This window comes from Microcoleus sp. K5-D4, from assembly GCF_036704575.1.
Classification (GTDB): Bacteria; Cyanobacteriota; Cyanobacteriia; order Cyanobacteriales; family Microcoleaceae; genus Microcoleus.
Genome location: NZ_JAUBSD010000040.1, coordinates 12,998 through 38,246 on the forward strand (window position 1 = coordinate 12,998; position 25,249 = coordinate 38,246).

Annotated in this window: 18 protein-coding genes; 9 read left to right on the plus strand and 9 right to left on the minus strand. The window is 46.0% G+C overall.

The window, feature by feature from the left end; translation table 11 throughout:
* Positions 1-7 precede the first annotated feature (7 nt).
* Positions 8-1,648: a thioredoxin-like domain-containing protein gene (locus QUA77_RS14490; RefSeq protein ID WP_333040051.1), complete on the plus strand. Its 1,641-nt coding sequence runs from the start codon at positions 8-10 to the stop codon at positions 1,646-1,648.
* A gap of 339 nt (positions 1,649-1,987) precedes the next feature.
* Here the strand turns inward: QUA77_RS14490 and QUA77_RS14495 are convergent, their stop codons facing one another.
* Both QUA77_RS14495 and QUA77_RS14500 read right to left on the minus strand, forming a co-directional pair.
* Entirely contained in the window at positions 1,988-2,788 is an 801-nt protein-coding gene (locus QUA77_RS14495) for a circadian clock KaiB family protein (protein ID WP_333040053.1), read from the minus strand.
* 68 nt (positions 2,789-2,856) lie between these two features.
* The gene (locus QUA77_RS14500; protein ID WP_333040055.1) at positions 2,857-4,119 is read right to left on the minus strand and encodes a type IV pilus twitching motility protein PilT; all 1,263 of its coding nucleotides are present in this window, start codon (positions 4,117-4,119) and stop codon (positions 2,857-2,859) included.
* A 306-nt stretch (positions 4,120-4,425) separates the two neighbouring features.
* Here QUA77_RS14500 and QUA77_RS14505 point away from each other — a divergent pair, with 306 nt between their 5' ends.
* The 4 genes from QUA77_RS14505 (at position 4,426) to QUA77_RS14520 (ending at position 10,828) form a co-directional block, all read left to right on the plus strand.
* Positions 4,426-5,823, plus strand: a complete 1,398-nt coding sequence (locus tag QUA77_RS14505; protein WP_333450782.1) for an amidase — start codon at positions 4,426-4,428, stop codon at positions 5,821-5,823.
* Positions 5,824-6,155: 332 nt separating this feature from the next.
* Positions 6,156-8,099 carry a cation:proton antiporter domain-containing protein gene (locus tag QUA77_RS14510; RefSeq protein WP_333450784.1) on the plus strand — a complete coding sequence of 648 codons (1,944 nt, stop codon included), beginning with the start codon at positions 6,156-6,158 and terminating at the stop codon, positions 8,097-8,099.
* A gap of 507 nt (positions 8,100-8,606) precedes the next feature.
* Entirely contained in the window at positions 8,607-10,265 is a 1,659-nt protein-coding gene (locus QUA77_RS14515) for an alpha/beta hydrolase (protein ID WP_333450786.1), read from the plus strand.
* Between the two features lie 338 nt (positions 10,266-10,603).
* On the plus strand, positions 10,604-10,828 hold the full coding sequence (locus tag QUA77_RS14520; protein ID WP_333040066.1) for a hypothetical protein: 225 nt from the start codon (positions 10,604-10,606) through the stop codon (positions 10,826-10,828).
* 272 nt (positions 10,829-11,100) lie between these two features.
* Here the strand turns inward: QUA77_RS14520 and ilvC are convergent, their stop codons facing one another.
* Both ilvC and QUA77_RS14530 read right to left on the minus strand, forming a co-directional pair.
* Entirely contained in the window at positions 11,101-12,150 is a 1,050-nt protein-coding gene (ilvC, locus tag QUA77_RS14525; protein ID WP_333040067.1) for a ketol-acid reductoisomerase, read from the minus strand.
* Positions 12,151-12,233: 83 nt separating this feature from the next.
* Entirely contained in the window at positions 12,234-12,383 is a 150-nt protein-coding gene (locus QUA77_RS14530; RefSeq protein WP_333450788.1) for a hypothetical protein, read from the minus strand.
* Positions 12,384-12,457: 74 nt separating this feature from the next.
* On the opposite strand from QUA77_RS14530, the gene gloA2 reads away from it, so the two are divergent.
* Both gloA2 and QUA77_RS14540 read left to right on the plus strand, forming a co-directional pair.
* Complete coding sequence (gene gloA2 / locus QUA77_RS14535; protein ID WP_333450790.1) at positions 12,458-12,844, plus strand: SMU1112c/YaeR family gloxylase I-like metalloprotein; 387 nt, start codon at positions 12,458-12,460, stop codon at positions 12,842-12,844.
* Between the two features lie 117 nt (positions 12,845-12,961).
* Entirely contained in the window at positions 12,962-14,254 is a 1,293-nt protein-coding gene (locus QUA77_RS14540) for an endonuclease/exonuclease/phosphatase family protein (RefSeq protein WP_333450792.1), read from the plus strand.
* Here the strand turns inward: QUA77_RS14540 and QUA77_RS14545 are convergent.
* From QUA77_RS14545 to QUA77_RS14560, 4 genes are all read right to left on the minus strand, one after another.
* Entirely contained in the window at positions 14,221-15,903 is a 1,683-nt protein-coding gene (locus tag QUA77_RS14545) for a dynamin family protein (protein ID WP_333450794.1), read from the minus strand. The two genes, QUA77_RS14540 and QUA77_RS14545, sit on opposite strands and share 34 nt — an antisense overlap.
* A 14-nt stretch (positions 15,904-15,917) precedes the next feature.
* Positions 15,918-17,996 (minus strand): dynamin family protein, encoded by a 2,079-nt coding sequence (locus tag QUA77_RS14550; RefSeq protein ID WP_333040076.1) that lies wholly within the window; start codon positions 17,994-17,996, stop codon positions 15,918-15,920.
* 33 nt (positions 17,997-18,029) lie between these two features.
* The gene (locus tag QUA77_RS14555) at positions 18,030-18,362 is read right to left on the minus strand and encodes a hypothetical protein (protein ID WP_333040078.1); all 333 of its coding nucleotides are present in this window, start codon (positions 18,360-18,362) and stop codon (positions 18,030-18,032) included.
* Positions 18,363-18,556: 194 nt separating this feature from the next.
* Entirely contained in the window at positions 18,557-19,078 is a 522-nt protein-coding gene (locus tag QUA77_RS14560; RefSeq protein ID WP_333040082.1) for a pentapeptide repeat-containing protein, read from the minus strand.
* A gap of 227 nt (positions 19,079-19,305) precedes the next feature.
* Here QUA77_RS14560 and QUA77_RS14565 point away from each other — a divergent pair, with 227 nt between their 5' ends.
* Positions 19,306-20,844, plus strand: a complete 1,539-nt coding sequence (locus QUA77_RS14565) for a SagB/ThcOx family dehydrogenase (protein ID WP_333450796.1) — start codon at positions 19,306-19,308, stop codon at positions 20,842-20,844.
* A gap of 184 nt (positions 20,845-21,028) precedes the next feature.
* Here the strand turns inward: QUA77_RS14565 and mnmE are convergent, their stop codons facing one another.
* Positions 21,029-22,411: a tRNA uridine-5-carboxymethylaminomethyl(34) synthesis GTPase MnmE gene (gene mnmE / locus QUA77_RS14570; protein WP_333450798.1), complete on the minus strand. Its 1,383-nt coding sequence runs from the start codon at positions 22,409-22,411 to the stop codon at positions 21,029-21,031.
* Between the two features lie 633 nt (positions 22,412-23,044).
* Here mnmE and QUA77_RS14575 point away from each other — a divergent pair.
* Complete coding sequence (locus QUA77_RS14575) at positions 23,045-25,243, plus strand: tetratricopeptide repeat protein (protein ID WP_333450800.1); 2,199 nt, start codon at positions 23,045-23,047, stop codon at positions 25,241-25,243.
* Positions 25,244-25,249 lie beyond the last annotated feature (6 nt).

Below are 25,249 nucleotides of genomic sequence, written 5' to 3' on the forward strand. Positions count from 1 at the left end.
AGATGCCATGCCTCGCGTCAGAGCACCAGAATTCCCCGGAAACTACCCCTGGTTAAACACCGAGAAACCTTTATCCATTGAATCCTTAAAAGGGCGCGTCGTCCTCCTCGACTTCTGGACGTACTGCTGCATCAACTGCTTGCACGTCCTCCCAGACTTAAAATACCTCGAACAAAAATATAAAGATTCCCTCACGGTTATCGGCGTTCACTCGGCTAAATTTGAAAACGAAAAAGAAGTAGAAAACATCCGCCAAGCTATCCTCCGCTACGATATCGAACATCCCGTAATCGTTGACAGCGGCATGAAAGTTTGGCAAAGCTACGCGGTTCGCGCTTGGCCGACTTTAATGGTGATCGATCCTGAAAGTTATGTCGTCGGCTTTGTTTCGGGCGAAGGCAATAGAGAAGCACTTGACGAGTTAGTTGGCAAGTTAATTGCTGAATACAAAGATAAAAATGCACTTAACTTTAAACAACTCAGTTTTCGCTTAGAAAAACAGCGCAAACCTGTATCAACACCGCTGGCTTTTCCCGGTAAAGTGCTGGCATTTGCGATCGCTGCAACGGAGGCAAAACAGCTTCACCCACAGGTCGCGCTTTTGGGCGAAATGAGTCAGGAAAATGAATCTGTAGATGAAACTGTATTGCCCGGGCCTGCTAATTCAGTCATACAAAACTTAGTCGGTTCTTGCTTATTTATTGCTGATTCAGGACATAATAGGATTGTTGTCAGCACCCTCGAAGGTGAGGTGCTGCACGTCATCGGTAGTGGCAAACCGGGTTTAACTGATGGGGACTTTGAAGAGGCTGAGTTTTTTGCACCTCAAGGTATGGCTTTTGATGCAGAAAGTCAAATTCTATATGTTGCTGATACGGAAAATCATGCTCTCAGAAAGATTGATTTTACGACTCAACGGGTGGAAACTGTTGCTGGTACCGGCGAACAAAGTCACGAAATTTCACCCCGCAGCGGCAAGGGTTTAGAAACGCAATTGAATTCGCCTTGGGATTTAGAAAGAGTTGGAAATAGACTTTTTATTGCAATGGCGGGTTCCCACCAAATTTGGGAAATGCAGTTAGACACTGGCACGATCGGCACTTATGCGGGTATTGGCCGAGAATCCTGTGTGGACGGGAATCTTGCAGAATCAGCTTTTTCTCAGCCCAGCGGGCTCGCTACGGATCGATCGGAGTTGTTTGTTGCCGACAGCGAAATTAGTTCGATTCGTGCTGTGGGTATAGATGAAGACCCGAAGGTTCGCACTGTTTGCGGTAGCGGTGAATTGTTTGGTTTTGGGGATAAAGATGGTCGCGGCGATCAGGTAAGATTGCAGCACTGTTTGGGTGTTGAATACGCTCAAAATTACCTCTGGGTGGCTGATACTTACAATCACAAAATTAAACGGATCGACCACCGGGGCGGTACGTGCAGAACAATGATTGGAGATGGTAAAGCAGGTTTGGTTGATGCTAAAGGTCTCAAGGCTCAATTTTTTGAACCTTCAGGGTTGAGTGCGATCGGGCCTCATTTGTTTGTTGCTGATACGAACAATCATGTAATTCGGCGAGTTGAGTTGGATACGCTGGAAGTCACAACTTTGGATTTCCCCAGTTTGTGCGCTCCGGATGTTTGTCTTCCTGATTAAGCCGATCGACCTTTTTGACATCAGGCACGGTTTTCAATTCTCCTGATTGCCAGATTGATTGTGGTAACGTAGGGTGCTCTTCGGCGCACCTTACCGCAACTTTCCAGCAAAGTAAGTTACCCTAATTATTCGTGGCGAGTGTAGTGTCTCAACAGCAATTCAGTCCTGGATGCAGAACCTTTATATTTAGGGTACAGGGGAGAAGAACACCTGACCGATATAAGTAGAACGCCAAACCACTTTTTGCGTCCAGGACTGAATTACTAAATGTTGTTAATTCCATCGCTACTAAAACCCCGATCGCCCGTATTAAATAATCGCAAAAATCCTCGCCCCAATCTAAAATTCCGAATAGCTCAGCAGCCGCACTATTTTTTCATCATCATTCAATTCACCGACTATTCGTCGCACCGGTTTCGGCCAGATTTTAATCAAAGTAGGAGTTGCTGAAATCTGATCTGCCTCAGCTTGGTCTGGATGTTTCAAAACATCAATTACTTTTAAAGTGTAGGGACGATCGAGGCATTTCTCTAAAAACTGGTGTAAAGTTTCCAGGGTGCGTTCAGTGCTGGGGTTGCTGCCGGAAACAAACAGACGCAAAACGTACCCTTGAGTTTGTGGCGGTGGGGTAAGTGCTGTTGGTTTGGGCAGCCGAGTCTGCTGGGATTGCGGAAAGCCCAAGGGAGTTACTATCGAACTGCTCCAGTCCGATCGAGCTTCGGGACTCGCATACTGTACAACTAAGTCGTGATTTTCCCAAAGTTCGGGGAATTGTTCGTGATAAGTAGCAATCGCCATCGGTTCGCACATTTCTTCGCTCCGGGGATGCCACACTAAGTCACCAGTCCCAAAAATGGCGTTCAGCAGCGTTTGATGTCGCAGCACGGGGGGGTAAGCCTCGGCAGCAAGCCGCACCTGCCGATCGCCTGGATCGAGCCAGCAGTCAACGGTTGCCGTGTAGCAAGGTATCAGAAAATGCGGGGGTTCCGACAAACCGAGGATCTCCTGTAGAGCTACGCACAACTGCAAGTGCCACCGAGTTTGCTTGCGGGGGTCTATGCAATAGATTAAGTCTCCCCCTGGTGTAAACAGCGCAATTCCTTTGAAAAAATCCGGCAAAATGGGGCGATCGACTTTCAATTCACTACACCAATAAAAGTTAAAAGTTAACAGTTAAGTGTTAACTTTTAACTGTTAACACTCGACCTTTAGACTCGACCTCGGAGCATCTGAGCCATTTCGTTCGGGTACGGCGAGTTCTCTACACAAAGTTCTTCAGTAATCCGACCTTCTTGATAAAGACCGTAGAGCGACTTATTCATAGTCGTCATGCCTTCATAAGTATCTTTGATCATAATTTGATTGATTTCCTCATTCTGGCCCTTCAGAATGTATTCCTTAACCACGTCGGTATTGATCAAAACGTCGTGGAAAGCAGCCCGCTTTCCGTCTGTGGTTTTGCACAGCAGTTGAGCAATAATCGCCACTAGGGATTCGGAAATGGAAACCCGTATGGCTTCCTGTTCTTCGGGCCCGAACATATCCAGAATCCGGTTCAGGGTTTTAATCGCACTGTTGGTGTGCAGGGTTCCTGCAACTAAGTGACCTGTCTGAGAGGCTTTGAGGGCGATTTCCACCGTCTCTCTGTCCCGAATTTCTCCTACTAGCATCATGTCCGGGTCTTGCCGCAGAGCGCCTTTGAGAGCGTTCATAAACTTGAGCGTGTGCCTGCCGACTTCCCGGTGCTTGATCAAAGATTTTTTGCTTTCGTGTACGAATTCTACCGGGTCTTCGATCGTGATGATATTGTAGGCTTTATTCTTATTGATGTAATCGATCATCGCAGCCAAGGTGGTAGACTTACCAGAACCTGTCGGGCCCGTCACCAAAATCAGCCCTTTGTGGTAGCCGCATATTTTCTTAAAGACCTCCGGCAGCTTCAATTCCTCCAGTGTCATTATTTTGGAAGGAATTAGCCGAAGCACCATCGCCGGGCCGGCCAAGGAGTCCATGCAACTGATCCGAATCCGCACGAACCCGAAGTCGAAAGCGCCGTCAAAGTCTAGGGTTTTTTGGAAAATTTCAATTTCTTCATCGCTCATGCACTCGCGCAACCAGCCAAAAAACGTATCTAAATCTGTTGGTGGATAGCCGATGTCGGCAATTTCGCCCCGCGTGCGGAAGCGAGGCACTTCGTTTACGCCGAGGTGAAGGTCGGATACTCCTTCATCTTTGGCTCGGAGGACTAGCTCTTTCAAAGTCGGAGATCCGCCGCTGCTAAAGCTCGGGCTTTTAGGTGTGGCGAAGGATTGCGGCGGCGGTGCTGGTGCTGGTGCTGGTGCGGGCGGCGGTGCGGGCGGCATTGCTGCTGCTCTGGGGGGCATCCCTGGAGCTGGAGGGCGGGGCATTCCTGGCGGTGGGGGAGCTCCGGGTACGGGAGGGCGAGGAGCTGGCGGATGCTGCTGTGTCATATGCGCTACCTTAAGTTGGTGAGAAGGCTGACTCGAACAGATGATTTGTGGGAGTTGGACAATGCCGATCGCCCGAAGAGCGTCTCTTGCACAAAAGCTTAACTGCTCTCCTCAGTCTATCGCAAGATCAGTTTCTACTGGTGCAATACAAAGGAAATATTCTGCCAATAGGAGGATGCGCTCACTCTTTATCTACGCCCAAATAGGGATTTTCCACATTTTTGAAGCAATTTTTTAATGGAAAGAGTTTTCCGCACTAAAACAGTATAAATTGATACTTCATCCAACAATTAAGGACTTAAACCGATGAATTCTGTCGATCTGGCTTTTACTCCAGCTCTGGAGTTGGCGGAGTCGATCCGCACCCTGGAAGTGTCGCCTTTAGAAATTGTCAATCTCTACTTGGAACGGATCGATCGATTAAACCCTGAGCTGGGCAGTTATTTTACGGTAACGGCAGAGCGGGCGATCGCCCTAGCTAAATCTCAAACCGAAAAACTAGCGGGGTTAAACAAGCCACAGGAATTGCCACCTTTTTTCGGAGTGCCGATCGCCATTAAAGACTTGACACCAGTTACGGGCGTTCCGTGTACATACGGCACTCAGGCTTTGCTTGGTAACATCTCTGCCTACGACGAGTCAGTAGTATGGCGGATCAAAGCAGCGGGATTTAACATTCTGGGCAAAACAGCCACCTCTCAAATTGGCTCATTACCTTACACCGAACCAGAAGGTTTCCCGCCCGCGCGCAATCCCTGGAATTTAGACTATACGCCCGGAGGTTCCAGCGGCGGCTCAGCGGCGGCTGTAGCAGCGGGTTTGTGCGCGATCGCCCAAGGTTCAGACGGCGGCGGTTCGATTCGAGGGCCGGCTTCCTGCTGCGGTTTAGTGGGCATTAAACCGTCGCGGGGGCGAGTTTCCTGGGCACCTGTCGGAGATTACCTCAGCGGCATTTCTGCCAACGGCCCCCTGGCGCGCACAGTAGCTGACGCCGCCGCACTTTTGGATGTGATGTCAGGCTACACAACAGGCGATCCGTACTGGCTACCAGATTCAAATCCGACGTTTTTAGAGGCTTCCCGTCAACAGCAGGGTAAGCTGCGAATTGCGTTTTCTACGACTATTTCCCCTGTGGGCGAGGCTGCGCCTATCTGTCAGCAAGCGGTACTCGAAACCGTCAAGTTACTGACAGATTTGGGTCATGATGTCGAACCTGGATGCCCAGATTTTACGGGTTTAATCGAACCGTTTATCGCAATTTGGCAGTCTGGGGCGGCGGCAAGTGGCATTCCAGGCGCTGCTTTGGAACCGATGAATCGCTGGCTGTTAGAAAGAACTATTTCCGCTGGGGAATATTTGCGGGCGGTGAATCAAATGCAGGTGATTTCACGGCGGATTGTGGGATTTTTTGAAAAATTTGATGTGTTAGTTTTGCCGACTTATATGCACTCGCCAATCCGGGTTGGAGAGTGGGCGGATTTGAGTTTTGAAGAAACTTTGCAGCGGATCATTAATTGGGTTGCTCCTTGTCCGCCATTTAATGCTAGCGGTTTGCCTGCGATCGCACTTCCTGCCCTTTTAGATAACAACGGTTTGCCCGTGGGAATTCAAATTATCGGGCGGCCGGCGGCGGAAGCAACTTTAATTACTTTAGCGGCGCAGATGGAAGCGGCGAAACCTTTCCCGGTTTTAGATTTTAAATAGGGAAGAGCCAGGGATAAAAGCACGTTTCCCTTTTTTATGGGTATTATTCCCAATCAGGACTTGTGGGTCGGAAACTAGAAACCGGGTTTTTTTCAATAATTTCTCGTCCTAAAACCCCTATTTTGCCAAGGAATAGGGTTTCTCCGGGCAAGTTTTACTTATTACCAATTACGCTGTAATTTATTGAGAATACCTCTTTAGATTGATAGATATTGTGATTATTTTATTTTAAATATAATAGCAGTTCGCTGCCAATATTTAGGGTGAAATGTATGTTAACTTCCGGGCCGATTACCGCTCCCGTTCCCGTTTTTCTAGTTCTTTTAGCAATCATGCTACTCGCGCCTCTGTTATTTGAGCGCTTGCGACTACCGGGAATAGTCGGGTTAATTATTGCGGGCGTAATTGTCGGCCCCAACGGTCTCAATTTGCTGCAACGAGACGCTACTATTGTTTTGTTAGGTACTGTAGGATTGCTGTTTTTGATGTTCCTAGCGGGACTGGAAACTAGCCTCGACGACCTTAAACTCAATGCGGACAAAGCTGTCATATTTGGGCTGGCTACTTTTTCGTTGCCGATGATATTGGGGACAGGAGCAATGCTGCTGTTGGGATATAGCTGGCTAGCTTCAATTTTAGTCGCTTCTTGTTTTGCTACGCACACGCTATTAGCGCTGCCAATTCTCACCAAATTGGGATTGATGCGAACTCAGACTATTACTACGACTTTGGGGGGGACTTTAATTACGAATGTGTTGGGACTGTTGGTGCTGGCAATTGTTGTTAAAGCTTTCAAAGGAAATCTAACTCTCGAATTTTGGCTATTTCTCATTCCATCTCTTGCTATCTACACTTTTGCTACTTTGTGGGGAGTCCCCAAAATCGGTCGCTGGTTTTTTAAGAAATTTGGACACGACGAGAATGCCGAATTTATATTTGTATTGGCTACCCTATTTCTAGTTTCTTACGCAGCAGAAATAATTGAAATTGAGGCAATTATTGGGGCCTTTTTATCGGGAATTGCCATTACTCAAATTATTCCCAAAATGAGTCCGCTGATGAATCGGATTGAGTTTATTGGCAACACGCTGTTTGTGCCGTTTTTTCTGATTTCTGTGGGGATGTTAATTGACCCGCTAATTTTGGTGAAGCAGCCACAGTCTTTGTTAGTGGCGGCGGTGATGATTTTAGCAGAGGTGGTGAGCAAGTTTTTGGCAGCTTGGCTACCGGGGAAATTATTTGGTTTTGAGTTTCCGAACATTATGGTAATGTTCGGTCTTTCTGTTGCTCAAGCTGCTTCTACTTTGGCGGCGATTACGGTTGCTTTTGACATTAAATTGGTCGATCGCGTAACGGTGAACGGCATCATTGCCATGATTTTAGTAACTTGTGTCGCTTCTCCTTGGATTGTATCTCGGTGGGGTCAAGAAATGCAGCAGCCGGGGTCGAGTTTGCCGACCGCTACGTCGGGAAAGCATTCATGGGGAGAGCGAGTTTTAGTGCCTGTTGCTAATCCGAATACAGAAGATAATTTGCTGCGTTTGGCTTTGATTTTAGCAAAAAGATATCAGGGAACTTTGCTGCCGCTGCATATTTTGTCCGATCGCGGGGAAGCAATTTCGCCGGCAGATAAAATGCAGCAAACTCAACTTTTGACGGCTGCGGAAACTGTTGCTCATGCTGCTGCTTGTGCGGTTGAACCGATCGCGAGGATAGATGATGCGATCGATCGCGGAATTCTGCGGAGTGCAACCGAACGCGAAGCTAGTTTAATTGTTTGCGGTTGGAAGGGATTTTCTACGACGCGCGACAATTTTTTTGGCAGCATCATTGACACAGTGATCAGGCGATCGCCCGTACCCGTACTGATTGCTCGATTTCCCGATCCTCTCCAGAATACAGCCAGAGTTATTTTGGCGGTAACTGACAGCGAGTTGACTCGGTTTGGGTTTCAGGAAACCGTGGATATTGCTAAGAGTTTGGCAGAGGAACTCAAGGCGAGTTTGCAAGTGTTGTTGGTGGCGACAAAACGGGAACAAATCAACAAAAGTGCGGCGGAGGTGGAAATTCTTTCTGAGATACCAGTAAATCGGGTGCGGGGAAATTTTATCAAGTTAGTTTCGCAGAATTTGTTAGAACACGATTTGCTGATTTTAACAACAATTTCTCAACAACAGAATTTGTGGGAACAACCTGGAACTCTCAAAGAACCGGAAGCGATTGCCCGGACTCACCCAAATATTTCCATGCTGGTTGTTTATTTTCCTGTATCTTGAGGAATATATTAACCGCAGATGATGTTATGAATCTGCATTCATCTGCGGTTAATATTTTAGGACTAAAGCTAACTGGCAAATTAAACAAAGGTATGTAGTTGCAATCGAATCACTATTTACTAAGCTAAGATCGCAACTACATACCTAAAATTTAAGCCCTACTTATGACAATTGTGTAAGTCCTATATTTAATCCTAATCCAACGGAATTGCTAGCAAAATTTCCGCACCTTGGCGCGGTTAGAGAATACACTCGATCGCTCTTTTGACTCGCGAAGTTGGTATTTTTTGGGCTGCCGATTAAAAAATCCTTCAACTCATCATCCTTAGCACCCGCACAAGAAGTGCACTTAGGTACGGAATGTGCGATCGGCAAGTAAATATGCGTAGAGGCCTTGCCGATCGCACTCCGATGGAGGCAATTTCTCGGCATCTAGGACAATATCTCGGTATCTGGGAGAATTTTGAGAATATGGTGATCTACCCCCTCTAGTTCAATAAGGTAAAAATGAGCATCAGACCAAATTTCAGATGGTTTTCTTCAGTGGCGAGTGTTTTGGGTTCGATTTCGATCGGCCCTTTGAGCGGCGCGACATCCTCTGTAAAAGCAGCAGAAACGGTTGTTGTCCGCAAAGGTATTTTAGAATCGTCAATATCGGTTGCGGATTTGCGCGAACTCGCAGAAACAGGAAAAGTCCCTGCCAAACTGCAAGCTTATGCCAATCTCCTGTCTGAGGAACAGCGGAGTAAGATTTTTCGGGCGCTGCAAGCGAAAATTCCCCTAAATGTAGTCGGCCTGAGCAACTTGCTAAATACGGGCATCGGCACTGCCATCCTGACGGATTTGACTACAGTGATACCCAGGCACGACGGTGGGGGTGTGGAAGCGCTGCGATCGGCTCTGCTGCTGGGAGCAAACGCGCCGGAAGGCTTATCGGTATTGAGTTTCATTGAGTCTTATCCGATCTCGCGGGTCGTGGTGGATCTCGATCGAGCTTTCGCAGTTTTGGGAAATATGAACACAAGTTTTTGGCAAACTCAGCGCTTTATGGCGGCGATCGCACCTCAGTTAGCAGCGGTTAAACCCGCGTTTAAGCTGCCTTTCGATCCCACCCAGCCCGGACCTAATGTCGTGCAGGTACGGGCGCTAGATTTGAACGATAGTACCCGCAATCGACCTATTCCGGTGGATGTGTACTGGTCGATAGCTGCGACGGCCGACAAACCGACGATCGTCTTTTCTCACGGGTTGGGTTCCGTCCGCACGGATTTGCGCTACTTAGCCGAGCATTTGGCGTCTCACGGCTATGTGGTAGCAGCTTTAGAACATCCGGGCAGCAACGAGACGAATACCAATGCTGCGATGGCGGGGAAGTGTCCCTTGCTAGCTCCTCAAGAGTTTTTAGACCGTCCCAAAGACATCAGTTTTGTACTCGACGAACTGACAAAATTGAACCAAACTGATGATAACTTGCAGGGGAAAATCGCGATCGACCGAGCGATAATAATTGGCTATTCTTTCGGCGGCGCTACAGCCTTGTCCGTGGCCGGCGCCGAACTGCAATTGAGCGCACTCAAACAAAGGTGTCAGGGAGATTTGATTGGGTTCAGCTTAGGCGAAGGCATTCAGTGCGCGGCGGCCGGATTGCCCGAAGAACGGTATCAATTGCGGGATGCGAGGATTAAAAGGGCGATCGCCATGAATCCGATCACATCATTATTATTTGGAGAAACTGGTTTAAGTGCCATTCAAATTCCCACATTAATAGTAGCATCTTCTGCGGACAAAACCACTCCCGCCTTAGCAGAACAAATTGCAGGATTCCCAAAAATTCCATCTCCCAAATGGCTAGTCGGTTTTGTAGGAGGAACCCACTTAAGCGTCAAAGATCCGAGTACAACTTTAAACCAAGTTCGCAGACCGAACACAGTAATGAGTGGCGATGAAGTTGTCGGCGACCAAGCTGTTAGCATACGCAATTATATTAAAGCTATAAGTTTAGCCACGGTCGCTCAACTGACTCCAGAAGCTGACAAATATGCAGTTTTTCTTACGCCAGAATACGCGCAATTAGCTTCCACCTCGGCAATCCCGGTGCGGCTAGTAACAGAAATTTCCCCGGAAATTCATACAGTAGTGCAAACTTTTATTCAAGGGAATAAGTAGTGATTAGTTATTAGTCGTTAAGTAGGTAAGCGCCAAAAAACCATAGTATTTTGTTGAGTTCTCGACCCAGAACATAATTATGTAGAGTTCGCAGTCCGAGCCTTACCACTATTAGTTATTAGCTAATAATCTGATGTCCGCTCGAACACCTCTAATAAAGGTGTTTGTAGTGGTAGTTCGAGGGGACATCAGATTGCGACTAGCCGGCTTTCCTATTGTAGGCGACGCCCCTTACCCCCCAGGGCTGTATTTTCTTCTTAAGCTGTCTCTGATATTTTTTGTCCGTGCAAGGGCAAAATATAACAAAGCGCTTTCACAAACTCTACTCCCAAACTGCCATGCCTAAAAAAAATCTTATCCCGCTGTTGCTGCTGTTTATAGCGCTGTTTACCCTTTACGGTGACACTTTAGCTTTTCTGCCCAAACCTGTAAGAGATACTAGCGTGGCAAGCCGAAAGTTCTTCGTCGGGTTGTGGCCTTCGTGGGTGAAGCCGAAAGATTCAAACAAGCAAAGGGAGAAGGAGATTGAAAACTTGGAAAAAAGTCCTAGTCCCAGTCGATAGTTTTGAGCTATCAGCGAGAAACCCGGTTCCTCTAATAATACCTAGCTATTTTCTTGTAGGTTGGGTTAAGGGAATCACAACCAAACATGACGATTTGAGATTGTAGATTTGAGATTTTTCCTTCAATCTCAAATCGATTAAACTTGAGATTTTAGATTTTCCTCAAACCAGTAAGGTGTGCAATGCACACCCTACAGATAGAGGTTCTGCCTCCAGAACTGTTTTAGATTGGTTCTCCCATCTAAAATCTAAAATCTAAAATCTAAAATTGATTAGGCGTGCTTTTTCAACCAGCTAAACATAGCTCGCAAATCTTTACCAACTTCTTCAATAGGATGTTCTGCTTCCTGACGGCGCATGGAGGTAAAACCTGGTTTGCCGGCTTGGTTTTCGAGAACGAATTCGCGGGCAAATTGGCCGGATTGAATTTCGCTGAGAATTTTCCGCATTTCGGCGCGGGTTTGATCCGTGACGATGCGGGGGCCGCGAGTTAAATCGCCGTATTCTGCGGTATTGGAGATGCTATCGCGCATTTTGGCGAGACCTCCTTCTACTACTAAGTCAACGATAAGTTTAACTTCGTGCAAACATTCAAAATAAGCTAATTCCGGTTGGTATCCAGCGTCAACTAAAGTTTCAAATCCAGCTTTAATTAAGGCGCTCAAACCGCCGCACAAAACTACTTGTTCGCCAAAAAGATCCGTTTCTGTTTCTTCGCGGAAAGTGGTTTCCAGGATGCCGGCTCTGGTGCCGCCGATACCTTTAGCATAGGCCATTGCCCGATCGCGCGCTTGACCGGAAGCATCTTGATATACTGCAAACAAACTCGGAACGCCTTCCCCTTGTTCGTAAGTCCGCCGCACCAAGTGTCCGGGGCCTTTGGGGGCAACCATTACTACGTCTACATTCGCCGGCGGAACAACTTGGCCGAAGTGAATGTTAAAACCGTGAGCAAATGCTAAAACATTTCCTTCAGAAAGGTTCGGTTCGATTTGTTCTTTGTAAATAGTTTTTTGAACTTCATCGGGCAATAAAATCATGATGAAGTCAGCGGCGGCGGCTGCTTTGTCTACCGGGTGAACTGTTAAACCCGCGTCGGTTGCTTTGGCGGCAGATTTGCTACCGGGATACAAACCGACAACGACATTCATGCCACTGTCTTTGAGGTTTAGGGCGTGGGCGTGTCCTTGGGAACCGTAGCCGATGATAGCAATCGTTTTGTTGGCTAAGAGGTCTAGGTTCGCGTCGGTGTCGTAATACATACGGGCCATAGTGCTTGTCTCCTGAGATGCAAATTGGGTGATTGACTGCAAAACTCTCATTTTATCAAAGTAGGGTACTTTTTTTACATAAATTTTCAGATTAAGATTTTGGCGGGGGAAAATAAAGGGCGATCGCGCTGAATTTAGCAGGGTTTCTCGCAGAGTCTGCGATCGTCAAATATAATTGTCAATAGCGTGCTGTGCATTTGAAAAAACCTCATATCTTGCACGATTCTCAAGAACAGGCAAGATGCCTGTTCCACAAAGAGTAAATTTTCTTGTGGAACAGGCATCTTGCCTGTTCCTAAAAAGCTTATTGAGAATTCTCCAACATCTCAGAAAAACGCAACTAACTAACTTTTTTCATATGAAAATAAAAGCAATACATCATGTGGCGATTATTTGCTCGGATTACGCAGCGTCGAAGAAATTTTATGTAGAAGTATTGGGATGTTCCATTATCAAAGAAACTTTCCGAACCGAGAGGAATTCTTACAAACTAGATTTGCGAGTCGGAAACGGCGACACCATCGAGCTTTTTTCATTTCCCCATCCTCCTGAAAGAATTAACAATCCTGAAGCTTGCGGTTTGAGACATTTAGCTTTTGCAGTGGAGGACATAGAAGCATCAGTTGCTTACTTAAAATCTCAACAAGTAGAAGTAGAAGAAATTCGCCTTGACGAGATTACTGAAAAACGGTTTACATTTTTCAGAGATCCCGACAACTTACCGTTAGAAATATATGAAAATTAAGGAGTCTCTCTATTTGGTCAAGCCGTTATTAAGTCAACCAGTCCGTAGTGCTGACTATACAAACTGCATCATTCATTTCCAATCTAAAATCTAAAATCTAAAATCTAAAATTGTATAATGGACTCTATCATCAGAAACACAATCACGATCGGATTGCCGGCTTTAATGCTATTTATAGCCATATTAGCTACAGGTAAAACAGGTGACGCAGCCGTTTGGTCGGGTTTGGTCAAAGTCGGCGGTTCCTTTGGTATGCTGATCGGCTTAGGTGTGTTGGTATTTGTAGGATTTGTTGCCAATTATTTTAGTTATTTTGTGGTAGATAGCTTGCTGGTGAGGTTTTATCAAAAGCGGCGAGAGTTGGAACAGCCAGAACAACTGGTAATAGAAATTGATAAATTGCCGATTACCAACGACCTTAAAATTAAGCTCAAATGGGCAGTGATGCACAGCACGCCCAACAAAAACCTTAGCTTGAAGCACATAATTTTAAAATGGTTTATTATCGCAGCAACTGTCAATGCCGTATTATCAATAGTCGGTTATTTGGGAGAATTCAACATTTTTTTTGAATTGAGTTCTCATTTTAAACTACAATATCTGGTGGTGGGTTTCTCTACTTTTATATTCTTCGCTCTCGTGCGCTCAAAAAAAATATGGTGGCTGGTGAGCGCATTTTGCATTATCATTAATTTGGCGGAAATTGTTCCTTGGTATTTTCCAGCGCCAGCAGTTGCCGGAGCAACGCCCGGACACAACTTGCGGATTTTGCATTCAAATGTTTTAAGGGCTAATCGGCGATATTCTGAGGTGATATCGCTGGTTAAAGCAGAACAACCTGATATCGCGGTTTTTGTAGAAGTCAACTCAACTTGGGCAAAACAGTTATCGGTTTTAAGCGAGATTTTTCCTTACTCTTCTACCCAGCAAGAATCTGAGAGATTTGGCAGTGCAATATACAGCAAGCTGCCTTTAGAAAATTCCTCTGTTAAAGCCTTTTCAAATCGAAGAAAGAGCTTGTCGGCGGATGTTAAATTTCAAGGTAAAATCATTTCTCTGATTCTTGCTCATCCGACTGTGCCAGTCAAACAGGAGAGTTTTATCAATCGCAATAAACAGCTAGCAGCCATCGGCGAGTATGCAGCCCAAGTAAAAAATCCGCTGATTGTGGTTGGGGATTTAAATACCACAATGTGGTCGCCATTCTACAAAAATATGGTAAAAACCGGAAATTTGCGAAATGCGCGATCGGGCTTTGGCATTTTACCGACTTGGCCGACTTTTATGCCGCTGGCTTATATTCCGATCGATCACTTTCTAGTCAGCAAAGAAATTGGTGTTTTGAAGATTCGTACTGGCCGCAATGTCGGTTCGGATCATTTGCCGTTAATTACAGATTTGGTCATTTGAAGGCAGGATTCGATATTTTCTAACAAATTATTGATTAACTGTATCTGGTATTGCTGAATATTTGTCTGTAGCGGCTCTTTGCTTTCATGAAAACAGATAACTTTTCCGGCGATTTCCTTGTAGTGTTGCAGCATGAAAAAAGTATCGGTACTGAAGCGAGCGAGATAGTTTTTAGCAGCCTCGCTGCAAATTTCCGTTACTTGATTTAGATAAGCTTCTGACGATTCAGGCGGCTTTTCATACCCTGTTCTTTTATTCAAAATATAGCTAGCACCGCCGACTACGGCGGCTCCCACAGGCCCGCCCAACAGCCAACCTAAGCCGGTGGCGATCGCCACTGGAGCCACTTCGCTGTCGATCGACTTTTGAGCTGGAGGTGGTGGCGGTTCCGGTAAGCTGACTTGTGGGGATGGAGGAAAGGAAATCAAAAGTGCGATCGGCTGTTCTTTCTCAAAGAATTCGCAAGCTTTATTTACCCATTCTGCGATCGTTTGCTGCTGATGTAACGCCTCTCGCTGAAATTTTAGCTTCCACGCATCAAAACTCCCTTCCTGAAGCGACAGCGCCATTTCCGATTGATACCGCTGCAAAAGTGTGGGCTGGTAAAGCCAACTCTCGAAGTCAGAAACGCTGGCAAAAAACCCTTTTGATATCAGTTTTTCAGCTTTTTGTTTAATTTCAATTTTGTCTTTGTGCTTTTTTTGAGCGGCAGCTATTTCTGCAGTTACAGTTTCAGACTTTGCTCGGAGAGATTGGCCAATTTTAGTAGCTATAGCTTCAATTCTGGGCAACTTAACTGCTAGTTGTTCCTGTTGAGCTGCCACAATACTTTGCAAAGCCGATTCAAACGTGGCAATTCCTGTAGTTTGGGCTGCGGCCACATCTCCTTTCAGCCTCGCCCTCAAAGCCGGCAAAGCATCGACGCGGTAGATATTGCTGATATTGTTCGGCAAATTGGAGCGAAAACTTTCGGCAACAAACAACAAGCGATTGTAAACTTGTTTTTGGTCGTCTGGTTCGAGTAGATTGAGAAAATTGGCAACAAAGACTACAGTGTTGATGTGGCGATCGCTCAACCAATCTCTCAAGTTCTCCCGTTCCCCTAAAGTCATCAATTTGCGAGCATCTAAAACCTGCACAACCAAATCAGCAGTTAGCAATTTATCCCGAACCAAATTATCCTGTTCTTCCCGATCGTTGGTTCCCGGCAGATCCAGCAATTCCACACCCGTTTTCAGGAAAGGGTGGGGACAGTAAACATTCACGGCGGCCACATCATCCCGCATTTGTCTCGCGTCGTCAAGGATGGCGTAGCGTTTCAAAACATCAGTCCCCGCTTCGCTAACTTCCGTGCCGTCTTTCAGGGTAATTTTGGCGCGCAATTCCTCGCCGTAGTTGACATAAATGGCAGCACCTGTAGTGGGCACTAGGTCGATCGGCAAAGCACGATTTCCCAGCAAAGCATTGAGCAAAGTTGACTTGCCGTAATTAAACGGGCCAAAGACAGCAATTTGAAAAGTTGGTTTGGCGAGATAATCGCAAATTGAGGTGGTATCTCGATACAGTTGGGAGTTTTTGTCAAGTTCGAGAATACCGAGTGCTGATTTGAGATAGTCAGTCAGGTTTTGATAAATTTCGGGTTGTTGCATATTGCTGTTTTATTTCATTTAGCGGATGCTAGGAAAGCTTGATATAGCGATTCAATACTCTGCGACTGGGCAGAAACATCAGCCTCCAATTTTTTCAACCGCTCAGATTCAGCCTGACAATTAATCTCGCGAGATTCCTTTTGTTCGAGCAAATTATCTAACTCAGATTTCCGAGAATTAATATCCGCATTCATGCGATCGCCCACTTCCCGCCCGTAAACATCAAAACACTCTTTCACAGCATCGTGAATCGGCTGCCACTGCTCTTTAGCCACCTGCGGCAGATATTTCACCAGCTCTTTTTTCGCGGCTTTCACCAACTCTTTGCGAGCTCCGTCTGCTTGCAAGAACCCAACACCCATCCCCAATAAAGCCAAGTACAGCGGCCCCAAAACAATCCCCGTCAAACTAGCAAGAATCGTACTAACGCTTAACACAGTGATTAAATTAAGCAGGATATTTTTCCAATCAAAACCCGCTCCTGCCATTGCTACGCCCGCAAGATTTCCGGTCGTTAACGAGAACAATCCCATCGCCCATTTTGCCCAAGCTGGCGAGTTATCTTCGTTTGAGTTGCTGACTGCTGCTGGTATTTTTTGCCCGGTCAGTTTTTCTGTGATTTTTTCAGTCACTTTCGTGTAAGATGCTCCGTAATTTGCCGCACTTTTCGATAGCTGTGAAAATGCGGAATTCATCTCTTGTTCTGCTGTGAGAGTCCAAGCTGCTAATTTGTCATTGATGTACTGCTCTAATGCTCGTTTTAGCGATGCTTCAAAGGCTTCTCGCTTGCCTTGGCTGAAGAAATCCAGAAATTTTAGATCCGGTTGATACCGCAAAAAATCTGTTTCAAAGGTATTTTCTAAGTTGAGAACGTAGGCGCGGAAAGAATCTGCGATCGCCCGCGATTTACTATCTCTAACTCTGCTAATTTCTTGTTGAAACTCATCGCGAATCTGAGTCAGCTTTTTAAACTCCGGCTCAACTGAATTAATCTTTTCCTTCAACTCATTGACATCGCGATCGAGTAATGGTAATCTGCGCCCAACAGCTTCGCGGACGCGAGCAGAAATTTGACGCGCCAAAGTCCTCGCCGGACGCAATTCTGAAATCGCCCTTTCCTGCGTCAAAAACGTATTCAGTGCCGCCATAAACTCGGGAAAACCAGTTCCTGCCAAATCCGCATCCGGGTTTTTTATCCGCAACCTGAGTGCCTTAATTGAGGTAATTGCAAACACTCGCTCGTCGTAAATATCGTGTCCTTCTGTTAAACAATATTCAGCTAAATTAGCTTGAAAAACCCGCCGCAGTTTCCCTTCGGCTTCTGCCAATTCTTCAGGATCGTCCGGGTCAATCAAACTTTCTCGCACTTGATCCCAAGCATTAATCAGAAAGAAAACGCTCAATCCGCGATTTTTGATGTAATTTTCTAAATAACGTCTTTCACCCATTGTGCAAGGCTGAGTTGCCCTGAGTACAAACAAAATAGCGTGGCAGTTGTTGATATAACCGAGAGATAATTCGTTGCGGGCTTCTGTATCGTTCAGTCCGGGACTGTCTACTATTTCTATGCCTTTTTCCAGTAAAGGTAAGGGATATTCTACTACGGCACAGTCGATATCTGGAAATGCTGGTTTCTTTTCTTCTTCTAAGCGTTTTGCTTCAGCGGGGTCAATTGTGTAGTTTTGTTTAAAACTTTTAAAATCTAGCTGTTTTGGGCTTTTGCCGTCATTGAAATAAACGGTGACTTTTTTTTCTGACCCATAGCGCAAAATCGTCAGCAAAGCTGTACAGGGATTTACATCGCTGGGTAGTAAGTTTTCGCCGATTAACGCATTGAGAAAAGTGCTTTTGCCGCGTTTCATGTCGCCTAGCACTAGCAGGCGAAAGACTCCTTGGCGCAAGTTTTTACTGGCGACATCAATGTCGGCATTGTCTGTTTCTAAACCGAGTTTTCCCGATGCTTCTCCTCCTGCTAATTCTGATTGGTTTATAGCTGTGGCGATGTTGCTGAGGCGATCGGCAATTTCTCGGCGGACGGCGGCTACTCGCTCTAAATCGTTGAGAAAGTTGCTAGTTTCTACTTTAAGGTTCATGGGGGTTTCCTGATAGTTTCCTGCTTGAGCTTTTCAACTTCTGTCTTCTTCAATAAACATTTTGTAAGCAATCAAAGCAATTCCTCCAACTATCAGCGCAGTTGCCAGCCAAGATGCTATGCGAACTGCAACGACAACAGCAATGACAATGCCTGTAAATTGAGCGGCTGCTATAATTTTTCGGCGCCACTGTTTGAGTTTGCCGTTAACTTGGCTGTCTGGTTCTTCGTACTTGCTCGTTATATGTTCGGGCACTGAGCGGTCGATTTCGGCTTCTAGTTCGCGGAGCAGAATTTCTTGTTCTCGCTTCCGCAGTTCTTGTTCTTTGTGCCGAAGTTCTCTGGCTTTTTGGTCGGAAGAATCCATAAATTTTACCCGGTTTGCTGGTGGCAAAGTGTGTTATTTATTGTCAATGTTGCGGAGCGATAAGTTTTTTACAACTGTAACTCACATTTTCCGCCGTGTCGATAGATGTTAAGAAATGTAAAAAAGGGCGATTCCCTACGGGATAGCTACGCTTCACGACCAATTAAGCCGATCGCCCCCAGCGCTGCAAATCATCAATAGCCTTCGGGCCCGATAGTAGTGCGATCGCACTCCGCTTCCGACAAATCAACCAAGCGCGATCGAAATAAGTTGCATCCCGCTAATTGAGCTTTGCTTAACTTTGCTTTCTCCAAATTAGCTCGGCTCAAATCCGCATATCTCAAATCGGCATTCGTCAAATCTGCATTGTACAAATCCGCACCTTGCAAATTGGCTTTCTGCAAATTAGCACCTTGCAAATTGGCGTGACGCAAATTAGCTCTTGATAAGTTTGCTCTTGATAAAGTTGCTTCCGACAAGTTAGCTTGATAAAGTTGAATGTCGCCCAATTCAGCATCTTGCAAATCAGTTTTATAAAGATTGGCTTGAGTCAAATTTCCGTAGGGCAAGTAAGCTCGCCTCAGAACGCTTCCAGAAAGATTTATTTCTGTCAAATCTGCTTGAAACAAGTTATGTTCACTTAAGTCAACGGCGTTAAAGTTTCGCTGGCCCTCAGCATACTGAGCAAGCAATTCCTCAGCGCTTAGCTTTTGCATTTTCATTCCTCATGACGACAGCTACTGCAGCCAATCCATAACAGTAATTAATGGTTATTATTCTGCGTATTTATACTTATGTATCTTCTTATGTTAAGCTTGTGTAACAACAGTCGCATTTTTTCTAAGATTTTTTTTATATTTGTAAATTTCTGCCTTGCTCAACCAGAAAGCGGTTAGTAATGTCAAGATCGATCGAGAAACCAAAGCGAATCCTCTACTGAAATATGCCAGAACATCCTCTCTCCATTGCTCAGCACTACCACGAACGGACAAAATACGACCCTGAAACCATTGCTGCTAAAAGTAAACAGCTAGATTGGACAGAGCAACCTGTGCCTTTCAAAGAATATAAAATTGGAGCGTATTTTGACCTCAAGCCTTATCTAAAAGACCCCTCGGAGGATGCCGATGCCGATCCCGATGCCGCTTGGTGGCGTCGGTTATCTAGCTTGTTGCTGTGCAGCTATGGGTTGACGGCGAAAGTGCAGACGGTAGACGACAGCTACCTGTATTTGCGATCTGCACCGTCGGCGGGTGGACTCTACCCAGCAGAGGTTTATTTAATCTCCCGTGGCACTGCCCAGTTGCCGGCCGGACTCTACAACTATCAGTGCAGAACTCATTCACTTGTTCATTTTTGGGACAGTCAAGTTTGGCCGGCGTTGCAAGCAGCTTGTTTCCAGTCGCCAGCGCTAGAAAATACCCAATTGGCGATCGCCATTACCACTGTTTTTTTCCGTTCTTCTTGGCGTTACGAAGACCGAGCTTATCGGCGAATTTTTCTAGACACCGGCCATTTATTGAGCAATATCGAGTTAGCTTGCGCCGTCAACGATTACCGACCTCACCTAATTGGAGGATTCGCCGACGAAGCTGTCAATGAATTACTGTACATCGACTCGGAGCAAGAAGGAGCGATTTGTGTAGTTGCTTTAGCCGACTTGCTAGATATTGACCAAAACTTGCCTAAATTTAAAACAGCTTTGCCCGGAAACACCACCACAGATTACCCAAAAATTTCCGAAGGTCAACTGTTAAAATACCTCCACAAAGCCACGCATTTAGAATCAGACCCTACCGGAGCAGACGGGTGGAAACTTGATGAAAGTGAAGGCGTACTAGAAGATAAATACAACTTTCCCTTTTGTACTAAAGTTTCGACGGTCACTCCTTCGATTCCTTGGGGAGTGAACCTGGAAACTTTAGAAAACACTATGCTAAAAAGGCGTTCTACCCGTGCTTATACAGGTGCTTCTTTGAGCTTGGGCGAACTGCTAGCTATGCTCGATTTTACTTACCAGCCCCAGCACTATATCGACCAAGGATTAGACGGTTCTCCAGACTATTTCGATCTAAGTTTGATCGAAACTTTTATTGCTGTTTCGGGAGTAAATGGGTTAGAAGAAGGCTGTTACTATTACGCTCCGAAAGCTCAAGAATTGCGGCAAATTCGGTTTAAAAATTTCCGCAGGGAACTGCATTTTTTGTGTTTGGGGCAAGACTTGGGGAGAGATGCGGGGGCGCTGTTGTTTCACACGGCGGATTTGAACAGGGCTGTAGCAAAATATGGCGATCGAGTTTACCGCTATTTGCACATGGACGCGGGTCATTTGGGCCAGCGGTTGAATTTAGCAGCTATGCAACTGCGTTTGGGTGTCAGCGGTATCGGGGGCTTTTTTGACGATCGCGTCAATGACGTTCTCGGTATTCCTGCGGGTGAGGCTGTGCTTTATATTACAAGTCTCGGAAGACCTCGATCGTAAGAATGAGTCAATCGATTTTAGATTTTAGATTGAAGGATTGGCCGAGGTGATTTACAGTAGGAACCACTCAATCTGCAAAAAATCAAACAAGCGAGTCAGTCAATCTCCTGCATTTTCAAGTTATAGCGCTAAAGTGAGGATTATAAACCTGTAATAAAGAGGTTTTACGTAAGTCCTACCATTGCTATTTGCCAATGCAAAATCTGCTAAATATTCTGTCGAGCACTGATTCTGTCACTTCTTCGCCTGTAACTTCCCCCAATGCTTGAATTGCACCGCGCAAATCTATGGTCCAGAAATCTAAAGGCAATTTATTGCTAATAGTATCTGTACATTGTTCCAGAGAAATTTTAGCTCTGGTTAACGCCGCTGCTTGTCGCTGGTTGATTGCTAAGTCTGAGTTTGCTGCTTGCAAATTTCCCCCGCTGACGGCATCTAAAATTGCTGTTTCTAAGTCTTCTATGCCTCGATCGAGGGCGGCGGCGGTAAGTATGCAGTGAATTTCAGAGGAAAAAGGTAATTCTGGGAGTGTTTTTACTAGGTCGATTTTGTTGATAATTATAATTAGCTGGCGGTGCTTTACTTGTGCGTAAATTTCCGAATCGCCCTCTGTCCAACCTGATTGCGCGTCAATTGTCAACAACACTAAATCGGCTTGTTTTGCTGCTGCGCGCGATCGCTCAACGCCAATTTTTTCTACCTTGTCTTCGGTTTCTCGAATGCCCGCAGTATCGAGCACCTGCACCGGAATTCCGCCCACAACTAGCTGCGATTCTACCACATCCCGCGTCGTACCGGGCAAATCCGTGACGATCGCCCGATCGCTCTTACTCCACGCATTCAACAAACTCGATTTTCCCACATTCGGCCGCCCGACAATCGCTACTTTCAAACCAGTTCTCAACAATTCTCCGCGCTCTGCCGTTGCCAAAATTGTTGACAATTCCTCCAAAACATGATTTATTTCCAAAGAAGTTTTAGCTTCATCTAAAGGCGGCAAATCTTCCTCAAAATCAATTCTCGCCTCAATTTCTGCCAGCACGTCCAAACAAGTTGTTCTCAATTTGCGAATTGGCTGCGCTAATTTTCCTTGCAAACCGGCCAAAGCACTTTGTGCAGCAGCGGGCGATTTTGCTCCCACCAAATCTGAGATACTTTCCGCTTGAGTTAAATCGAGCCTCCCGTTCAAAAAAGCCCGCAGCGAAAACTCTCCCGGTTCGGCCAATCTCGCCCCATTTTCCAAACACAATTGCAAGACTTGCTGCACGGCCATAATACCGCCGTGACAGTGAAATTCCACCACATCTTCGCGAGTAAAAGAACGCGGTGCTTTCATGATTAGCAGCAAAGCTTCATCGACTAATTCTTGAGTTTTAGGGCGGCGGATGTGACCGTAAAGAATGCGGTGAGACTCCCAAATTTGCCGTCCTGGGGCGCGAAACAGAGTTTCGGCAATTTTTAAGGCTGCGGAACCGGAAACTCGCACAATGCCGACGCTGCCTTGTTGGGGAACTATGGCGGTGGCGATCGCTGCGATCGTTCCTCCTTTTGTTAGTGATTCAGACATTTTTATTGTTCACACATTCAAAACTTCTGTCAATCTCCTGTTTTTGAGTATCAGGCAATTGTTTCTCGGTATTCGAGGATATAAATTTCTGGTGCCTCATTCAAAAAATTTAAATAAACGCCCTTTTGGGCAAGCTGCACCAGTTCCTGAGTCCAAGGGGTATGGGAGATTTGGTAATATTTTTCCTAGGCTCGCTAATTGAGCGTCTGCGGCGAGAGGTAAGATAACTTTAATTAGGGATTCAACCAGTTGTACGTTCATTAGACTGACCTCCGACTTGGTTGTTAAATTATACATATCTCATTGATAAAATAAACAATTTCAGCAATTTTTTTGTAAGATATTAGAAGAGCGTCGCCGCCGCGCTTGACTGGGATAGCCAATCCGATCGCCCGTTTGCCCAGTCAGTCGATTTTAAATTTTAGATTTTAGATTTTAGATTGACCCCACAGATGAATCGGGGAGCTTCAACTCGGCTCTAAAGTTTTGGGAGGCTAACGACTCCTGTCGGAAAGCAACTATCCGTTTTTGAGTGGGAGTCACGGCTCGATCGAACTTAAATTACTCAGCCAAATATTTTGGCTATTATGATTTCATGCGATAATGGAACATTGATAGGGTAGAGGGCAAAGCATGATTGGTCAACTTCTAGACAGACGTTACCGCATCATTAAAGTCACAGACTCAAGTGAGGTGGGAAAAACTTATCTAGCAGCAGATACTCACCGTCCCGGGTATCCGCAATGCACGGTTAGAGAAATGCGGCTACCCGGCACAAGTTCGCAAACTCCAGAATTAGTCAAAGTTATATTTCAAAGAAACGCCGAAATAATTGAAAAATTGGGGAAACACGACAAAATTCCCGAATTATTGGCGTATTTTGAGGAAAATCAAAGTTTATACTTAATTGAAGAATTTATTGCCGGATCACCTTTAAGTCAAGAACTAATACCCGGTGAACCTTGGGATGAAGACCAAGTAATTGGTCTGCTATCAGAAATATTAGAAATTTTGGTGTTCATACACGAGAAAGGTTTCATTCACCGCAGAATTCAACCAGACAGAGCGATCCGGCGCGAGTCAGACGGCAAATTTGTATTGGTAGACTTTAGCTTAGACAAAGAAATTAACCCGGAACTTGCTAACTGTCATTTGTTGTCGCCAACTTCCCCGAACTCTGTTAAACGGCAGGAGGCAAAAAAACAGAATTTGGCAGCCCAGGAGTTATACGTGCCGATCGAGCAATTGAGCGGCAACCCCGGTTACAATAGCGACATCTACGCTCTAGGTACGATCGCCCAGCTTGCCGTCACGGGACTCTCACCCAACGAACTGAGTGCCTTAAAAAACAACAACAACGAAATTCCCTGGCGAAACCGGGCAACTTGTTCGACAGCCCTAGCAGATATTATCGATCGAATGGTGCGCCCTGACTGCGAGGAACGCTATCAGGAGGCAGCCGAAGTTTTAGCAGACCTCAAACAAATCGCCGTAAAATTGGAGGTTGAGCCGCCGCCAGCCACAATCATCACGCACGCTATGAGTCAACCGCGAAGACACAGCCAAAGCAAACTGCTGCTGTTGCCTGCAACAGCGGTAGCTTTAATCTTGACGGCACTGATAATTTACTTTTGGCAGAGTCAAAGTCCGGCGAGGTCAAAAGAATGGTTAGCCCGCGGCGCTACCAAGGCGCAGCAAGGTGACACAACAGGCGCGATCGCCGATTATACTCAAGCGATTGCCCTGAATGCCAGCGATGCGGAAACTTACTACAAGCGGGCAAACGCTCGCTACGACATGGGCGCAACCGAGCAAGCAATACAGGATTACACGCAAGCAATTAAAGTCAATCCTAGCCACACCAAAGCTCTCTACAATCGAGGTATGGCGCGCCTCGACAGCGGGGACAAGCGGGGGGCCGTGGAAGATTTCACCCAAGTAGTGCGACTGAATCCCAGCGACGGTGAGGCATACTCTCAGCGGGGTTTAGCCTACTACGATTTGGGCGACTACCGCGCGGCAATAGAAGACTACACTCAAGCAATTCGGCTCAGTCCCAACGATGCTACAGCTTACAGCAATCGGGGTTTAGCTCGATCGGCAGCAGGCGACAAAACAGGAGCAATGGCAGATTTTACTCAAGCCCTTCAAATTAGCCCCAAACAAGCTGGCGTATACTACAGTCGTGGTCGATCGCGGTTTAATCTGGCAGATTATCAAGGAGCGATGGAAGATTATACTAAGGCGATCGAATTGCAACCAGATCTCGCTGATGCTTATACCAATCGGTGCAGCGCTTACTTGAATTTGGCCACCTACGACAAAGCGATTGCAGATTGCACCGAAGGAATTCGCCTCGATCCAAAAGATGAAGCAGCTTACAACAACCGCTGCGTTGCTTATCTGAATTTAAAACAATTTCAAAAGGCCAGCGAAGATTGCAGTTTGACGATCGGACTCAACGGCAACAATTCCAAAGCCTACAGCAATCGAGGATTAGCTCGATGGGCTTCGGGAGACAAGCAGGGGGCTGTGGAAGATTTTACTCAAGCAATTCGACTCAATCCCAGCGATGCAGTAGCATACAGCAATCGCGGTACTATTTACTCAGAACTAAAAAATTACCCTTTAGCGGTTGAGGATTTCGCTCACTCGCTGCGGCTCAACCCCAACAATGCTAGCGCTTTTTACAGCCGAGGCCTCGTCCGCCGCCAACTCAAAGACCGTACCGGGGCGATCGAGGATTTTCAGAAAGCTGCAACGCTGTTTCTAGAACAAGGAAGAGCCGAGGGTTTCCAAAAGGCACAAGCACAAATCAACGACCCTAAATAAACTATT

Coding starts and splice junctions, on each gene's coding strand:
- QUA77_RS14490 (WP_333040051.1), top strand. CDS start 8: ATGCCTCGCGTCAGAGCACCAGAATTCCCCGGAAACTACCCCTGGTTA.
- QUA77_RS14500 (WP_333040055.1), bottom strand. CDS start 4,119: ATGACACAGCAGCATCCGCCAGCTCCTCGCCCTCCCGTACCCGGAGCT.
- QUA77_RS14505 (WP_333450782.1), top strand. CDS start 4,426: ATGAATTCTGTCGATCTGGCTTTTACTCCAGCTCTGGAGTTGGCGGAG.
- QUA77_RS14510 (WP_333450784.1), top strand. CDS start 6,156: ATGCTACTCGCGCCTCTGTTATTTGAGCGCTTGCGACTACCGGGAATA.
- QUA77_RS14515 (WP_333450786.1), top strand. CDS start 8,607: ATGAGCATCAGACCAAATTTCAGATGGTTTTCTTCAGTGGCGAGTGTT.
- QUA77_RS14520 (WP_333040066.1), top strand. CDS start 10,604: ATGCCTAAAAAAAATCTTATCCCGCTGTTGCTGCTGTTTATAGCGCTG.
- ilvC (WP_333040067.1), bottom strand. CDS start 12,150: ATGAGAGTTTTGCAGTCAATCACCCAATTTGCATCTCAGGAGACAAGC.
- QUA77_RS14530 (WP_333450788.1), bottom strand. CDS start 12,383: ATGCCTGTTCCACAAGAAAATTTACTCTTTGTGGAACAGGCATCTTGC.
- gloA2 (WP_333450790.1), top strand. CDS start 12,458: ATGAAAATAAAAGCAATACATCATGTGGCGATTATTTGCTCGGATTAC.
- QUA77_RS14540 (WP_333450792.1), top strand. CDS start 12,962: ATGGACTCTATCATCAGAAACACAATCACGATCGGATTGCCGGCTTTA.
- QUA77_RS14545 (WP_333450794.1), bottom strand. CDS start 15,903: ATGCAACAACCCGAAATTTATCAAAACCTGACTGACTATCTCAAATCA.
- QUA77_RS14550 (WP_333040076.1), bottom strand. CDS start 17,996: ATGAACCTTAAAGTAGAAACTAGCAACTTTCTCAACGATTTAGAGCGA.
- QUA77_RS14555 (WP_333040078.1), bottom strand. CDS start 18,362: ATGGATTCTTCCGACCAAAAAGCCAGAGAACTTCGGCACAAAGAACAA.
- QUA77_RS14560 (WP_333040082.1), bottom strand. CDS start 19,078: ATGCAAAAGCTAAGCGCTGAGGAATTGCTTGCTCAGTATGCTGAGGGC.
- QUA77_RS14565 (WP_333450796.1), top strand. CDS start 19,306: ATGCCAGAACATCCTCTCTCCATTGCTCAGCACTACCACGAACGGACA.
- mnmE (WP_333450798.1), bottom strand. CDS start 22,411: ATGTCTGAATCACTAACAAAAGGAGGAACGATCGCAGCGATCGCCACC.
- QUA77_RS14575 (WP_333450800.1), top strand. CDS start 23,045: ATGATTGGTCAACTTCTAGACAGACGTTACCGCATCATTAAAGTCACA.